At 35.8% G+C, this 16,030-nt stretch carries 12 protein-coding genes, 1 tRNA gene and 1 pseudogene; 5 read left to right on the top strand and 9 right to left on the bottom strand.

Annotated elements, in window-relative coordinates; genetic code table 11:
• Positions 1-8 precede the first annotated feature (8 nt).
• From BMX24_RS00970 to aceB, 3 genes are all read right to left on the bottom strand, one after another.
• Positions 9-1,466, bottom strand: a complete 1,458-nt coding sequence (locus BMX24_RS00970; RefSeq protein WP_089790229.1) for a P-loop ATPase, Sll1717 family — start codon at positions 1,464-1,466, stop codon at positions 9-11.
• Between the two features lie 165 nt (positions 1,467-1,631).
• Positions 1,632-2,912, bottom strand: coding sequence for an isocitrate lyase (aceA, locus tag BMX24_RS00965; protein ID WP_089790228.1), 1,281 nt, complete (start codon positions 2,910-2,912; stop codon positions 1,632-1,634).
• A gap of 177 nt (positions 2,913-3,089) precedes the next feature.
• Positions 3,090-4,664 (bottom strand): malate synthase A, encoded by a 1,575-nt coding sequence (aceB, locus tag BMX24_RS00960; protein WP_089790227.1) that lies wholly within the window; start codon positions 4,662-4,664, stop codon positions 3,090-3,092.
• 126 nt (positions 4,665-4,790) lie between these two features.
• Between aceB and BMX24_RS00955 the strand changes: the two genes are divergently transcribed.
• The 4 genes and pseudogenes from BMX24_RS00955 (at position 4,791) to BMX24_RS00945 (ending at position 8,035) form a co-directional block, all read left to right on the top strand.
• Positions 4,791-6,263 (top strand): helix-turn-helix domain-containing protein, encoded by a 1,473-nt coding sequence (locus BMX24_RS00955; protein ID WP_089790226.1) that lies wholly within the window; start codon positions 4,791-4,793, stop codon positions 6,261-6,263.
• Positions 6,264-6,488: 225 nt separating this feature from the next.
• Positions 6,489-6,581: pseudogene (locus BMX24_RS21475) on the top strand (double zinc ribbon domain-containing protein); the annotation flags it as partial.
• A 60-nt stretch (positions 6,582-6,641) separates the two neighbouring features.
• Positions 6,642-7,142 carry a ComF family protein gene (locus tag BMX24_RS00950; protein WP_317040884.1) on the top strand — a complete coding sequence of 167 codons (501 nt, stop codon included), beginning with the start codon at positions 6,642-6,644 and terminating at the stop codon, positions 7,140-7,142.
• 206 nt (positions 7,143-7,348) lie between these two features.
• Positions 7,349-8,035 (top strand): alpha/beta fold hydrolase, encoded by a 687-nt coding sequence (locus tag BMX24_RS00945; protein WP_089790224.1) that lies wholly within the window; start codon positions 7,349-7,351, stop codon positions 8,033-8,035.
• 25 nt (positions 8,036-8,060) lie between these two features.
• On the opposite strand, the gene upp is transcribed toward BMX24_RS00945, so the two are convergent.
• Positions 8,061-8,714, bottom strand: coding sequence for a uracil phosphoribosyltransferase (gene upp / locus BMX24_RS00940; RefSeq protein WP_089790223.1), 654 nt, complete (start codon positions 8,712-8,714; stop codon positions 8,061-8,063).
• 145 nt (positions 8,715-8,859) lie between these two features.
• Positions 8,860-10,170 (bottom strand): ribosome biogenesis GTPase Der, encoded by a 1,311-nt coding sequence (der, locus tag BMX24_RS00935; RefSeq protein ID WP_089790222.1) that lies wholly within the window; start codon positions 10,168-10,170, stop codon positions 8,860-8,862.
• 302 nt (positions 10,171-10,472) lie between these two features.
• Here der and BMX24_RS00930 point away from each other — a divergent pair.
• Positions 10,473-10,546: transfer RNA gene (locus BMX24_RS00930), tRNA-Gln, on the top strand.
• A gap of 85 nt (positions 10,547-10,631) precedes the next feature.
• On the opposite strand, the gene BMX24_RS00925 is transcribed toward BMX24_RS00930, so the two are convergent.
• From BMX24_RS00925 to katG, 4 genes are all read right to left on the bottom strand, one after another.
• A complete protein-coding gene (locus BMX24_RS00925) occupies positions 10,632-11,648 on the bottom strand; it encodes a hypothetical protein (protein WP_089790221.1) in 1,017 nt (338 codons plus the stop codon).
• Between the two features lie 162 nt (positions 11,649-11,810).
• A complete protein-coding gene (locus BMX24_RS00920) occupies positions 11,811-12,557 on the bottom strand; it encodes a hypothetical protein (RefSeq protein WP_139176679.1) in 747 nt (248 codons plus the stop codon).
• Positions 12,558-12,870: 313 nt separating this feature from the next.
• On the bottom strand, positions 12,871-13,476 hold the full coding sequence (locus tag BMX24_RS00915) for a hypothetical protein (protein WP_089790219.1): 606 nt from the start codon (positions 13,474-13,476) through the stop codon (positions 12,871-12,873).
• Between the two features lie 135 nt (positions 13,477-13,611).
• Positions 13,612-15,888, bottom strand: coding sequence for a catalase/peroxidase HPI (gene katG, locus BMX24_RS00910; protein WP_089790218.1), 2,277 nt, complete (start codon positions 15,886-15,888; stop codon positions 13,612-13,614).
• Positions 15,889-16,030 lie beyond the last annotated feature (142 nt).

The following is a 16,030-nucleotide window of genomic DNA, read 5'->3' as shown; positions in this document are numbered from 1 at the left end:
TTTTAAAATTACATTGATAAATGTTCTCTTAATCCTAAATGAATAACTATTTCTTTATTTAAATCGATCTCGGCACGAGAGTCTCTATGTGCCCATGTATAATACTCTTTCTGTTTAAACCTATTAAACCATTTATTACCTATTACATTGAACTTAAAAAACTCAATCAGAATTTTATCTAAGTCTATTTTACTATAAAGAGTCTTATTCGCTTCGTAATAAGTTCTTAAATCAGAATATTCAAAGAAATGTTGATTATAATTTTTTAACAATTTTAACCCTTGATCAATTTCTTCTTGAGAGATATGTCCAATCATCTCATTCCTTACTTCATCAAATAGATATTCTGAATATGAAGATTTAATTTCATGTAAACCTTTCCATCCAAAATATCTTGATTCTGGGTATTTATGTATTATTAAATTTAAAAGTGTTATAATATCTCTTGGTCTAAAAAAGGTTCTTTCTAAAATAAATCTTTCGGGTGCAATCTTTTTTACATCTTGAGGAAATAAAGTTTTAAGTACTCTTATATCAGATAAAGAATTTAAATATAGGTTAGACTTCTTAGCCTTCTTAACCACCAAATGTAATAAAGGAGAGTCACTGCTGACCTTTTCTCCCCATGTAATGTTTAAGGTATTGATTACTTTCAATTTATTTAAGTCCGTATCATTTAAAACTGCAAAAATATCAGATCTAATTAGAAGCACAACTTTAAAATCAATCTTTTCTTCTAAAAAACCACAATTTAAAGAATCAACAGCTTTAATAAGGCTAATAAGAGAATTTCTATAAAATTCATCATTCTGAAATCTATCATCTAATTCATCATAAAATAAAGTGTATTTGCTCTTACTACTTTTTAAAATTTTTAATATTACTCGTTCAAGATCTTCAATATAGTTTAGATAATTTCCATCGCCAAATTTTATTTCAGAACCTTTTTCACCACTTATATTAATAATTTCCGTCAGTATAGAACCATTTATTTTATTATTTTTATTAATTTCTAAAATCTTCTTATCATCGATATCTAAAGAATTATAGTTTTCTTTAAAAAAGTCTTGAAGTTTTTTTATTCCTTGTTTATCATTTAAAGTATGATCTTCAAATATAAGCTTTGCAATATCCAACAGAATTATCCATCTCCAAATTGCCGAATATTCATTTGGGGATACATCATTAGTTTTAAAATTTATCAACTCTTGAAATCTAAAATCTTTATAAGATTTAATTTTACAATACCATGAATTTTTTTTCACAGCCTGTTTCTTAACATATTCTGCTAAAATTGTTTTTCCGGAACCTTTTCTACCAATAATTAGATATTTTTCAGGCTTTAAAATATCATTGTAATTGTTATTATATTCAACAAAATAATTCTCGAAATCATTTTTGTATAATGCTTCTTTTTTTCCATCATTTACACCTAAGTAAATATCTCTTAGTTTAAAACCGCTCATGTTATTACGAATTATGGTTATTAAAATTTATACAAAACCTAAAATTATGGATTTATATTATCTCAAATATACAAATTTCTTTAATTCATAAAATATCAAAAAAAACAGAGAGGCTTTAACAACTAAATTTATTTAAAATGGAACTTTTTAAACTGATTTAAAGTTTTAATGAAACTGCGCCGTCTCCGTAGAATCTTTCATTGCCACCGTCGCCGAAGAACCGTTGGTCACAATATTCTGAATCTCATCAAAATATCCTGTCCCTACAAAAGACTGATGCTTCACTGCCCTGAAGCCTTGCTTTTGAAGGGCAAATTCACGTTCCTGCAATTCCGAATATCCCGCCATTCCTTTTTCTTTGTAAGCCAAAGCCAATTCAAACATCGCCGTATTCAACGCATGGAAGCCAGCCAGAGTAATAAACTGGAATTTATAGCCCATTTTTGCCAATTCTTCCCTGAAATTCAACATTTCATCGACGCTCAATTTGGCAGCCCAGTTGAATGATGGCGAACAATTATAAGCCAGCATTTTCTCAGGATATTTTGAGTGGATGCCTTCTGCAAATTTTCTTGCCTGTTCCAGATCAGGATTTGAAGTTTCCATCCAGATCAAATCGGCATAGGGAGCATAAGACAAACCTCTGTCGATTCCCTGTTCTACTCCATTTTTCACGACATAAAAACCTTCGGAAGTTCTTTCTCCGGTTATAAATTTTTTATCTCTGTCATCAATATCTGAAGTCAGTAAATCCGCCGCATCTGCATCTGTTCTTGCAATAATTAAAGTCGGAACTCCTAAAACATCCGCCGCAAGACGGGCAGAAATCAATTTATTGATCGCTTCCTGAGTCGGAACCAAAACTTTTCCACCCAAATGACCACATTTTTTCGCAGAAGACAGCTGATCTTCAAAATGCACGGCCGCAGCTCCCGCTTCAATCATTTGTTTCATCAGTTCATATGCATTCAAATTTCCTCCAAAACCAGCTTCCGCATCAGCAATGATCGGAACCAGATATTCTTTTTCCCCTCCTCCATTCACAGATTGTATTTGATCTGCTCTTAATAAAGCATTATTAATTTTTTTCACCACCGAAGGCACCGAATTCGCGGGATACAATGATTGGTCGGGATACATTTCACCCGATAGATTGGCATCTGCAGCAACCTGCCATCCTGAAAGATAAATAGCTTCCAGACCTGCATCAACTTCCTGTACTGCCTGATTTCCCGTCAGAGCGCCCAATCCGGCAACAAAGTCCTGATGATGTAATTTGTTCCAGAACTTCTTCGCCATTTCTGCTGCAATCGTATAATCTAATTTATAAGAACCACGCAGCTTCAATACCTCTTCCGCCGTGTAAGGTCTTTTAATTCCAGCCCAGCGTGGATTTTCCAGCCAGTCTTTTTCTATTTCCCGGATTTGTTCTTGTTTTGTTTTCATAATATTTGGGGTTTAAAGTTTTGAGTTTCGGGTTGTCGGGTTTCGTGATACGAGATACGAGATACGAGATACGAGATAATGAGATACAAAGTTTTGGGGTTTGAGTGAATGCTGTCGGTTTGAGTGAAATTCAAAGTGACTTTACTACCCTCCAATTCTCATCATCATCCATCCAGCCTATATAAAAGGATATGCTTTCAGTGTCAGAAATTCTTCAAAGTTTTCACAGAAAATCAGTTCATTGAAAAGTTCTTTGGCAAGATTGAATTTCCCGTTTTTGAAACGTTCCTCACCGACATATTTTTCAATACGCTCCATTTCTTCAGCTTCCCACTGGAGAACCATTTTTCTGGTTAATGTCCGGTCGTCGCTCAACACTGCTTCATTTTTCAGCCACTGCCAGATTTGGGTTCTTGAAATTTCCGCTGTTGCCGCATCTTCCATTAAGTTATAAATTGCTGCCGCACCAATTCCCATCAGCCAAGATTCAATGTAAAGAATTCCGACATTGATGTTTTTTCGTACTCCATTTTCGGTGATCTCCCCTTTTGGGATTTCAAGCAGATCTTTTTCTGTAATCTGATAATTAAATTTTTTATCAATTTGGTTGCGTGAAGGCATGAATTGGTCGAAAATATCTTTCGCTACAGAAACCAACGCCGGATGTGCCACCCAGGTTCCGTCGTGTCCGTTTTTCACTTCACGTTCTTTGTCACTTCTCACTTTTCCAAAGGCAATGCTGTTTGCTTCATAATCATTCTTAATAGGAATTTGCGCAGCCATTCCACCGATTGCGTGGACATTTCTTTTATGACAAATTTCAATCACCCTTTTAGAATAAGCACTCATAAAAGGGGAAGTCATTGTCACCTGGTCTCTGTCGGGAACAATAAATTCGGGAAGATTTCTAAATTTTTTAATAAATGAAAAAATATAATCCCAGCGCCCACAATTCAAGCCGGAGCTGTGTTCTTTTAATTCAAATAAAATTTCGTCAATTTGGAAAGAAGCAGCAATAGTTTCAATCAAAACGGTTGCTTTGATCGTTCCCTGAGGAATTCCCAGATAGTTTTGCGAAAAAATAAAAACTTCATTCCACCATCTGGCTTCTTTATAATGTTCCAGTTTTGGAAGGTAAAAATAAGGTCCGCTACCGTTTTCCAACAATTGTTTTGCATTTCTGAAAAAATAAATTCCAAAATCAATTAATGAAGCTGAAGTTTCTTCTCCATTAATTTCCAGATGTTTTTCGTTTAAATGTAAACCTCTCGGACGAACCAGTAAAACCGCAGTTTTTTCATTAAGTTCATAAGATTTTCCCTGCTCATTTGTAAAATCAATTTGTTGGTTAATCGCATCAGAAAGATTAATTTGTCCTTCCATACAATTTTTCCAGGTTGGGGAATTACTGTCTTCAAAATCTGCCATGAATGTTGAAGCACCGGAATTCAATGCATTAATAATCATTTTCCGATCGACCGGTCCGGTAATTTCCACACGTCTGTCCAGAAGATCATCAGGAAGTGGTGAACAAACCCAATTTCCGTTTCTGATTTCTTCAGTTTCAGATAAGAATTTCGGAAGAATTCCTTTATCAAATTCCTGCTGAGTTTTTTTTCTTTCTTCGAGAAGTTTTATTCTTTTCTTGTTAAAATTCTGATGAAGTTCAATAAGAAAATCTACTAAATCATTAGAAAAAATCTCCTCAAACTGTTGTTGAGCCTTTATTTTTAATTGAGTTTTAGTTTCCATAATGTATTGATTTTGAGATTCGACATCACAAACATAAATAAAAATTTTCACATACAGCGAACGTTCGCTAAATTTATTTTAAAAATTATTATGCGAAAAATCGCTTTCAATTATTATATTTGAGTTATGAATTCTGAAAGTGACTTTATCAAAACGGTTTTTGGATTAAAACTAAAACAGCAGAGACAGAAGAAAAACTGGTCTTTGCAGGATCTTGCCGTGAAAACAGGATTGTCTAAATCTTATTTAAATGAAATAGAAAACGGTAAAAAATATCCGAAGCATGATAAAATCATCCAGCTTTCAGAAGCTCTGAGCTGTACTTTTGATGATCTGGTATCTACAAAACTGGATAAAAGCCTGGCTCCCTTCAATGAAATTTTACAATCTGATTTTTTTAAGGAAATTCCCCTCGACCTTTTTGGGATTAATAAAAACAATCTCATCAGCATCATCAGTGATGCCCCCAAAAAAGTAACGGCTTTTATCAATGCGTTGATTGAAATTTCACAGAATTATAATCTGGGAAAAGAGCGATTTTATTTTGCGGTTTTGAGATCATTTCAGGAATTGTATGATAATTATTTTCCTGAAATTGAGGAAAAAGTTGTGCAATTTGCCCGTGAAAATCAAGTGGAAATCAGTAAAAACCTACAACCTGATGTTTTAGAAAATATATTAACTGGAAAATTTAATTATAAGATCCAATCTGAAGATTTTCAACAATATGGAACGCTTGACAATCTTCGTTCATTGTTTATTCCAGAGAAAAAATTGCTTCTTTTAAATAAAAAATTAGAACAAGATCAAAAAACTTTCATTTTTGCTAAAGAAATTGGCTTCAATGTTCTGGAACTGAAAAGTCGCCCCAACACCTATTCATGGCTGGATTTCGGAAGTTTTGAGGAAATTCTAAATAATTTCTATGCTTCTTATTTCGCCGGAGCTTTATTAATCTCAAAACAAAAAACGCTTGAAAAAACTTCAGAATTTTTCCTTCAACATGACTGGGATCCTTTGAATTTTGAGAATTTAATTAAATATTTCACCCATTCGCCTGAAACATTTTACTATCGTCTGACCAATATCTTATCTTCTGAATTGGGAATAAAGGATTTGTTTTATTTATGCTTGGTCAAAAAGAAAAATTCTGATAAAATACAGATTTTAAAAGAGTTACACCTTAATCATCAACAAGCTCCTCATGCGAACGCGACCAACGAACATTATTGCAGACGATGGATTGCTGTGAAAAATCTGCATCATTTAAAAGAAAATGAAACCTTGACAGATGCGCAAATTTCACATTATAAAGACCAGGGAATCAGTTATCTCGTAATTTCAACTTCACAGAAAAATCCGTTTTCTGACGGCAGTAACAGAAGTTATTGCCTTGGAATTTTGTTGAATTCTCAAACGATTAAAAAAATTAATTTTATAAAATCCTCCAATTTGAAAACAATAAACGTCGGTGTAACCTGCGAATCGTGCAGTATTTCGGATTGCGAAGTGAGGCAAGCGCCGCCGATTCGTCTGGAAAAAGAGTATTTTAATTTGAGTATGAAAAATGCGATTGAGAGGATTAGGAAGGAATTTTAGGATGGAAGCTGGATGATGGAGGTTTGATGTGTTGTGGATATTTTTTTAACGCAAAGAGCTCAAGTTTTTTTTTGAATAATTTTCTGTTTATTTTTCGTTCACAAGGGTATTTGACTCAGCGAATGATAGCAATAAAAAAAATTTAAAACGCAATATTTAAAACTTCCAGCTTCATGCTTCCATCTTCAAACCAAAATAACTATCTTCGTTTCACACAATACACAAATGATTTTAGATCTATTTTTCCCGAATCGTTGCCTTCACTGCAACCGAATTATCGATGCCCATTTATTGGTTTGCAATCTCTGTTTTGAACACATTCACTTTACACATTACACTTATTTTGAAGATAATTTTATTAAAGAAAAATGTAAACTTTTGTTTCCAGTAGAGAACACGTATGCGTTGATGCAATTTGAAAAAGAAAATGTAAGCCGGAAAATCATTCACGAACTGAAATATAAGAGTCGGGAAAAAGTTGGAAAAATTCTCGCTGACTGGACAACAGAAAGACTGGATTTTCAAAATGAAAAGCCCGATTTGTTGGTAACTGTTCCTCTGCATTCGAAAAAATTAAAGGAAAGAGGTTATAATCAGTTGCATTTATTCACCGAAACTCTGTCGGAATTTTATAAAATCCCCTTTGATCATGAATTAATTAAAAGGAATTATTATTCTCAAGCTCAGGCTTTAAAAAATAAAGAAAATCGTCTGGAAACCGAAAATACGTTCTCAATCACTAAGCATATTTCTGGAAAAAATATTTTGTTAATTGATGATGTTTTCACAACAGGAAATACTTTAGCCTCCATCGCCTGGGAAATTTTGAAGGCAGGAGATAATAAGGTGAGCGTTTTGGTGATGGCGATTGATGTGTAAAGTTTTGAGATTCGGGATGCGGGATGCGAGGTTCGGAATTCGTGTCAGTTCGAGTAAAAATTTCTCGATACGATTTTTTCAAAATCTAATCAAAATGATATTGCAAATAATTTTAAATCAGATAATTTCAGTTGCTCCTGGAATGCTGCAAACTTTCATATCGAAATTCAAATCTTTTTCTTAATTTTCCGTAAATCTAATAATTAATGAAAAGTCTTATTTTATTGCACGGAGCTTTAGGTCATAACGAAATTTTTGAACCGTTAAGAACAGAATTATCAAAATATTTTACGATCCATACGCCTTTATTTTCAGGGCATGGAGATGTTGAAATTCCGGAAAATGGGATTACTATTGAAAAATATACACAGGAATTAAAAGGATTCATTGAAAAAGAAAAGCTGCAGAATGTTTATATTTTCGGGCACAGCATGGGTGGTTATGTAGCGCTTTGTTATGCTGAGCAACACCCTTCCACTGTACATTCTATCATGACTTTAGGAACGAAATTCGATTGGACGGAAGAACAGGCTCTGAAGGAAAGTAAGATGCTGAACCCTGATGTTATCGCTGAAAAAGTGCCTAAATATGCAGAATTACTAGAAAATCAGCACGGCTCGAAATGGAAGCAATTACTTCCTGCCATTGCAGAAATGATGATTTCTCTGGGTAAAAATCCACCTTTGAAAGATAATTTATCAACTATCGATGTTCCTGTTCAGGTCATGGTTGGCGATAAAGATAATATGGTGACACTGGAAGAAAGTATACATGTGTACAGAAGCCTGCCGAACGCAAAACTGGCCGTACTTCCCGATACAAAGCATCCGATGGATAAAGTACGACCAAATGTATTATTAAATGCAATGAAAGATTTTTGGAATCTCTCTTGATTGTTATTTTTAAACCTTATTAAAATTATCTCTGAAGTTTTTCTCCGTAGCTTAAATCCCCTGCATCTCCCAGTCCTGGTGTGATGTAGCCTTTTGATGTTAAATTTTCATCGAGGGCTCCTACCCAAATTTTTGCATTGGGATACGCTTTTTCGAGGGTTTCAACACCTTGTTTTGAAGCAATGGCTGCCACGATGTGTAGTTGTGTCGGTTTCCCGTTGGTTAATAAATCTTTGAGAGCTTCGATCAGTGAGGCACCTGTTGCCAGCATCGGATCTGCGACAATCAATGGTCTGCCTTCAATACTCGGGCAAGTTAAGTAATCTTGTTTGATGGAAAAATAATCATTGGCGTCATGCTTTCTGTACGCTGCCACGAAACCGCAATCTGCTTTGTCAAAATAATTTAAAATTCCTTGAAATAAAGGAACTCCAGCTCTTAAAATCGTTGTAATAACCGGCTGAACAGCAATTTCTTTTGCTCTTATCAGGTCTAAAGGTGTCTGAATTTCAATTTCTTTTTGTTCCAATCCTTTACTGATTTCGAAGGCTGCAATTTCTCCGATTCTTTCCATATTTCTGCGGAATCTCAGTCTGTCGTTTTGAATTTCAACGTTGCGAAGCTCATTAATCCAAGAATTCACTAAGGAAAATTGTTGTGATAAAACGATTGTGTTCATTATTTTGATAGAATATTAATAATGATAAATATTTTTAATATCTTAAAACTTGCAGTTTGTCATTCCGAGAAAAGAGGAATTTTATTACTATTTTAAATTCTTCGACTCCATTTCGTTTGCTCAGAATGACAAAAGCAATTAAGTTTTATTTTTGTCTGAAATATACTTCGATAGGAACTCCGGTAAATCCGAATTCTTTTCTCAGCTGATTTTCAGTAAATCTCTTGTAAGGTTCTTTTACGTATTGAGGCAGGTTACAGAAGAATACAAATTGTGGTGACGGCGTCGGAAGCTGCACACAATATTTGATTTTAATGTATTTTCCTTTATTTGCCGGCGGTGGTGTCTGTTCAAAAATCGGAAGCATTACTTCGTTTAATTTTGAAGTTTTAATTTTCTTCTTACGATCTTCGTAAACCTCCATGGCAACTTCAACGGCTTTTAAAATTCTCTGCTTAGTCAATGCCGAAATAAACAAAATCGGAATATCGTTGAACTGCCCGATTTTATCTTTGATTTGCTTCTCGAAATCACGCATTGTGTTGGTCTGCTTATCTTCGATCAGATCCCATTTGTTTACCAGAATTACAATCCCTTTTCTGTTTTTCTGAGCCAATCCGAAAATATTCATATCCTGAGATTCCCATCCCTGAGTAGCATCTACCATGATGATAACCACATCCGAAAACTCAATCGAACGAATAGAACGCATTACCGAATAGAACTCCAGATCTTCGCTCACTTTCGATTTCTTACGCATTCCTGCCGTATCTACCAATACAAACTCATAACCGAATTTATTGTAAAGCGTCTGGATACTGTCTCTCGTTGTACCTGCCACATCCGTTACAATATTTCTTTCAACATCAAGTAAAGCGTTGGTAAGGGTAGATTTTCCTACATTCGGGCGACCTGCGATGGTGATTTTAGGCAATCCTTCAAAAGGATCTTTATATTCTGTGGTGGGAAAATCTTTTACGATATCATCCAGCAAATCTCCTGTTCCTGAGCCGGTTGCAGAAGATAAAGTATAATATTTATCGATTCCCAACTGATAGAATTCCGTTGCGGGAAGCTCTTCTTTTGAAGAATCTACTTTATTAATGACAATATAAATAGGTTTGTTTGATCTTCTTAAAAGTCTGTAAATTTCGTAATCTGTATCGGTAAGACCTTCTTCCACATTCATCATAAAAATGATAGAAGTAGCTTCATCTACAGCCAATTGCACCTGCTTGCGGATTTCTTCTTCAAAGATATCATCCGTTCCCACATCATAACCACCTGTATCGATTACTGTAAAATCTACCCCGTTCCAGTCAGATTTTCCGTAATGGCGATCTCTGGTAACACCTGCAGTAGAGTCTACAATAGCCTCTCTTCTTTCCAGTAAACGATTAAAAAGCGTGGATTTTCCTACGTTGGGACGTCCAACGATTGCGACAATATTCGACATAAAAATGTTTAATAATTTAATTATTAATGGGTTTCTCCAACTCTTGGAGCCCAATTTTTTGCAAAGATAGGGTTTTTATTTCATTTGTTTTTTGAGAAGTCGAACAGTAAGCGGATAAGCTTTAATTATTAAAGACAATCAATAAATTTTCAAATTCTACTTTTATTTATTTCAAAAATTATTAAAAATAATTCTTTGGATATCAATTGATAAAGGCTTTCAGAACTGGTTTTGATGAATTAATCTTGAGTTTTGATTTTCATATATAAAATAAATTCTATAATTTCGCGCCATTGAAACAGAGACTCATGGTGTAGCGGTAACACTACTGATTTTGGTTCAGTCATCTGGGGTTCGAATCCCTGTGAGTCTACCATTCATAATTAAACCACTTGAATATCAAGTGGTTTTTTTTATTTTCAATTTGTGATATAACTAATTTTTAAGAAAATATGGTAAAGCTATGATCCTCCCAACATTTCAAAAAAATAGCTTAATGCGACTGTTCCTGCATTCATTCTAAATTCTCCGGTGGTTTGATTTAAAGTTATAGTTGGATTACCACTTATTGTAGAGCCATTTGACCATGTTATTGTTGTAGGGGTGTTAGTAATTAGTGTTTTAGCTGTCCCATCAAAATTTTTTATATTAACATCTCTAAATCGAATTGGATCTGCAGTACCGGTACCTACAATAGTAAAATCTCCGTAAGCATAGTTAGCAGTATCAGAATTATTGGTCTCATCACTTTGGTCTACATGGCATACAAAGCGTACACGTATTATAGTGTTTGTAACAGGTAATGTAGCTATAGTAAAAGGTATGCTGGGTCTAAACCCTCCTGAAACTCTGGTAAATCCTATCGGCGCATGTGTTACCGTTCCATCCGTACTGTTAACATATAATGGTTTTGTAGTTCCCGGAAGACGTATAGGAGTATTAGCTGCAACAGATTGGCTTAGTCTTGCCGTCCCTTCTATATCAAGCCCTTGGGCAGGTGCATTAGTCCCTACACCCACTCTATTAGAAGCCGCATCCACAGAAAGTGTTGTACCATCTACAGAAAAGGCATTTACAGATGTTCCTTCAAAGGCTAAAGTGTTTCCATTTTGGGTTACGACACGGTTTTCTGTAAGAGTACCATTTGAATTATAAATATTAGTATTTAGTTTCATCCATACTGTACCATCATAATAATAGTAACCATTGTTATCGATATTTACAGCATTACCTGTAGGGGTTCCGCTTGAGAAGTCATTCACATAAATAAGGGTTGAAACCGGAATAGCGGTCATGGATTGAGCCCGCTGTCTATCTACTCTGGGAATTAGCAGCCCTTCAGTAGTAGCAGAAGTTCCTGTTGAATTTTTAGCTGTTATCTCCAGTGTAGCAGTTGGTGAAACCGTATTAATTCCAACCTGTGCATTAAAATTATAAAAAACAAAGAGTAAACTAATTAATAAAATTCTATTTTTCATATCATTAATTTTAGTTCTAAAGTTAGTGAAATTTTAACATAAATAATGTTTCATCAAAAAAAGCACTTAAATATCAAGTGTTTTTTTTCCTTTTTCATTCCTTGGAATAATTTTTTCTAAAATACATTTTGAGTTATTTAATATTAAAAAAACTTAAAGCAGTTATAGTTTTTTAATAAGTAAAATATTCAAAAGGTAAGTCCCGCCCCATGCACTAAAACTTTCAGCTCTTACGACCGATACTGTTAATCGGGTTCTTCCGGCGGTACCGTTGTTGGCCATTCCGATCAGATTGGCTGTATAAACATCCGGGGTTCCAATATTGTTACCTACCGTTAGCTCCGGATAAGTATTCGCAATATTAAGCGGCGTTCCTTGGTATTCATATACAATAGTCATTCTTGCAGGAGTACCGGCTACTCCACCGGAAGAACTTTTAGAGATCACCCACCAACTGTTTGCGTCATACCCTGCAACCGAATGCCCTGAAAAGTCTGCAGCCCAGGTATTATGGGGAGGAATTAACAGTTGAGTCGCAAACATATCAAAATTGGAGGGTCTTAAAGGTTGCCAAAGACCGGGGGCAGGCAAAGCGTTAGAATCAAAGTAGTAGTAACCAATGGCACTAATATTTGCTGCGGAGCCGGTAGGTGTTCCGGTACTGACATTATTTACATAAATCAATGTCGATTCTGTAACTGCCGGAGAGGTGTTATTTCCCATTGCCTGAGCTCTGGCACGGTCTACACGCGGCACAATGATGCCATCCTTGACATTGGCATTTGCTGTTCCTGTTGGAGTTCTGGCAGTAATATCCAGAGATGAATTCGGGGAAGAATTATTAATCCCTACTTGAGAATATGCCAACGAAAAAAAAATCATTGAACATAAAATAAATGGTTTTTTCATAGCTATAAAATAATTTAAGTTAGTTTTATTTGAATCGTTTAAAACGAGAAAATTAAATTACCTCAGCATCTCATTATACTATAATCAGTATATTATTTTTATCCCATCCTAATCATATTTAAAAGCAAAATATTGCTTAAATGCTTATTTTTAATGTAAAATTATTTGTATTTCTTTTATAAATGTACACATTTTTTCCTACAAATTATTCTTTAAATCTTTTTATTAACAAAAGATAATTCTATTAAAAACCGGAAATATAAATGTCCCGGTTTTTATTATTAAATTTATTTATCGACTTTGAAGTAATTCCTTAATATCTAGAAATCAAAACCCACGCAGAACCCGTACTTTGCACGACAATTGCTCTTCCCATATCACTATTGTTTAGTCCGTAATTAGAAAAATTCCCGCCATTGATTCTGAATGTCCCCGAAATGGTAACATTTCCTGTCGTATCATTAATTAAATTGTAAACTTTTCCCATATTCGAAGCACTTGCAGCGGGCAAAGCAATATTTCCGGATACGAGTAACGTATAATCATCGGCAGCCACCATTCCTGAAGATATTGTACGGATTTTTCGGTCTGCAGAAGAGATCACCTTAATCCAACGATTGACAGAAGGATTGCCGTCAAAATAATAATATCCCGGCGAAGTCACTTCCAATGTTTGCCCTGAAGGAGCAGAATCCGGAGCTGTAACATAAATCAAGGCATTGGTTTGTGAGGAAGTATAATTTTTGGTTTTCAGAAGATCCCCGGAAATTCTCGGAGCTATAATTCCGTCAAATTTTGCAGTATCTGTAGGGTTTCCCGTTACTTCTAATGTAGCGTTCGGAGAATCTGTATTTACCCCAATCTGGGCATAAGCAAAAGAGCCTACCAATAATAGGGCAGGAAATAATTTTCTTGTCATTGTATGTTGTTTTTTCAGCAACAAATATATGTTTTATTTTAAAAGTTTATTGGTTTTAATAAAAAAATTAAAAGAATTTATAAAAAAAGACAGCCAAATCGACTGTCTTCGTAAATATTATGTTAAGTAATTAATTTATTGCAAATCAAACCTGTCGGAATTCATCACTTTTACCCATGCAGAAACAAAATCATTTACAAATTTTACGTTTGCATCAGAGCTTGCATATACTTCTGCGATCGCTCTCAATTCCGAATTGGATCCGAAAACGAGATCGGCACGCGTTGCCGTCCATTTTTTCTCACCTGTTTTGCGGTCGGTCCCTTCGTAGAGCTCATCATCAGGAGAAACGGATCTCCATTGGGTATTCATATCCAAAAGGTTGATGAAAAACTCATTCGTCAATACTCCCGGATTTTGAGTGAAAATTCCGTGTTTTGAGCCGTCAAAGTTTGTATCTAAAGCTCTCATTCCTCCGATCAGCACGGTTAATTCCGGTGCGGTAAGATTTAATAATTGAGCTTTATCAATCAATAAAGATTCTGTAGAAACCGAAAACTTTCTTTTCAGATAATTTCTGAATCCGTCTGCTGCAGGTTCCAAATATCCCATAGATTCTACATCTGTCTGCTCCTGAGACGCATCCATTCTTCCCGGAACAAAAGGAACAATCAGGGTATGTCCCGCATCTTTAGCCGCTTTTTCCACTGCTGCACTTCCTGAAAGAACGATCAGGTCTGCCAATGATACTTTTTTACCACCGGTCTGAGTTTCGTTGAATTCTTTTTGAATATTTTCCAAAACATTCAGGACTTTTTGAAGCTGGGTCGGGTTATTTACTGACCAATATCTTTGAGGAGCCAAGCGGATTCTGGCGCCATTAGCACCTCCTCTTTTATCACTTCCCCTGAATGTAGATGCCGATGCCCAGGCTGTTGAAACCAATTCGGAAACACTTAATCCGGAATTTAAAATTTTTGATTTTAATGCTTCAACATCAGAATTATTAATTAAAACATGATCCACTTCAGGAATCGGATCCTGCCAGATCAGTTCTTCCGCCGGAACATCAGGTCCCAAATAACGGGCTTTCGGCCCCATATCTCTGTGGGTAAGCTTGTACCAGGCTCTTGCAAAAGCATCTGCAAAAGCATCGGGATTTTCGTAAAATCTTCTGGAAATTTTTTCATAAACAGGATCTAGTCTTAAAGAAAGATCTGTCGTAAGCATCGTAGGTTTATGTTTTTTTGAAGAGTCGAATGCATCTGGAATAATATCTTCACCATTTTTAGCTACCCACTGATGAGCTCCTGCAGGGCTTTTTGTGAGTTCCCATTCGTTTTCAAAAAGATTTTTAAAGAAATAATTGCTCCATTGGGTCGGTGTTTCCGTCCAGGTCACTTCCAGACCACTGGAAATGGCATCTCCTCCTTTTCCGGATTTGTACGAACTGTTCCAGCCTAATCCCTGCAATTCTACTCCGGCTCCTTCCGGCTCTTTATCCACATGATCTGCAGGCCCGGCTCCGTGCGTTTTCCCGAACGTATGCCCACCTGCGATTAGTGCAACTGTTTCTTCATCATTCATCGCCATTCTTCCGAAAGTATCACGGATATCTTTTGCTGCTGCGATCGGGTCAGGATTTCCGTCCGGACCTTCAGGATTTACGTAAATAAGTCCCATCTGTACCGCCGCCAAAGGTCTTTCCAGATTTCTCGAATGTATGTCTCCGTTTGCATCATCACTTGGAAGAACGGCATGATCTTCAACCACCCCCGGTGAACCGTGAGCATAACGCAAATCACCGCCAAGCCATGTTTTTTCCGAACCCCAATATACATCCATATCCGGCTCCCAGACATCTTCACGGCCTCCCGCAAAACCAAAAGTTTTGAATCCCATAGATTCTAAAGCAACATTTCCGGTAAGAATCAAAAGATCTGCCCATGAAATTTTCTTACCATATTTCTGTTTTATCGGCCATAATAACCTTCTTGCTTTATCCAAATTTACATTATCCGGCCAGCTGTTCAGCGGTGCAAAACGCTGCTGTCCCGCTCCTGCCCCACCTCTTCCGTCTCCAACACGGTAGGTTCCTGCGCTGTGCCAAGCCATACGAATAAACAACGGACCATAATGTCCGAAATCCGCCGGCCACCAATCCTGAGAATCTGTCATTAAAGCATGAAGATCTCTCTTAACTGCTTCCAGATCGAGACTTTTGAAAGCTTCAGCATAATTAAAGTCTTCATCCATCGGGTTTGATAGGGAGGAATGCTGACGAAGAATATCTACTCTGAGCTGATCCGGCCACCAATCGAGGTTTTTGGTACCACCGCCAGCTACACTTTGCTTTTTCATTGTTCCATTGTGAAACGGGCATTTACTGATGTCATTCAAATCTTTTTCCATTTAATTTAAATTTTTTATGTTGATTACGGTTCAAATTATCCTTGTTTAAGCAAACAAACTTACAATAGTTACAATATAAATACAATCTATTAAAAATATTTTTACAATAGTTAAAAACAATAACGATTCACAAATCTTTGAT

Origin of the sequence: Chryseobacterium wanjuense, assembly GCF_900111495.1 — a bacterium.
Lineage (GTDB): Bacteria > Bacteroidota > Bacteroidia > Flavobacteriales > Weeksellaceae > Chryseobacterium > Chryseobacterium wanjuense.
The sequence above is the reverse complement of the archived record's forward strand: the minus strand, read 5'-3'. Positions and strand labels throughout refer to the sequence as shown.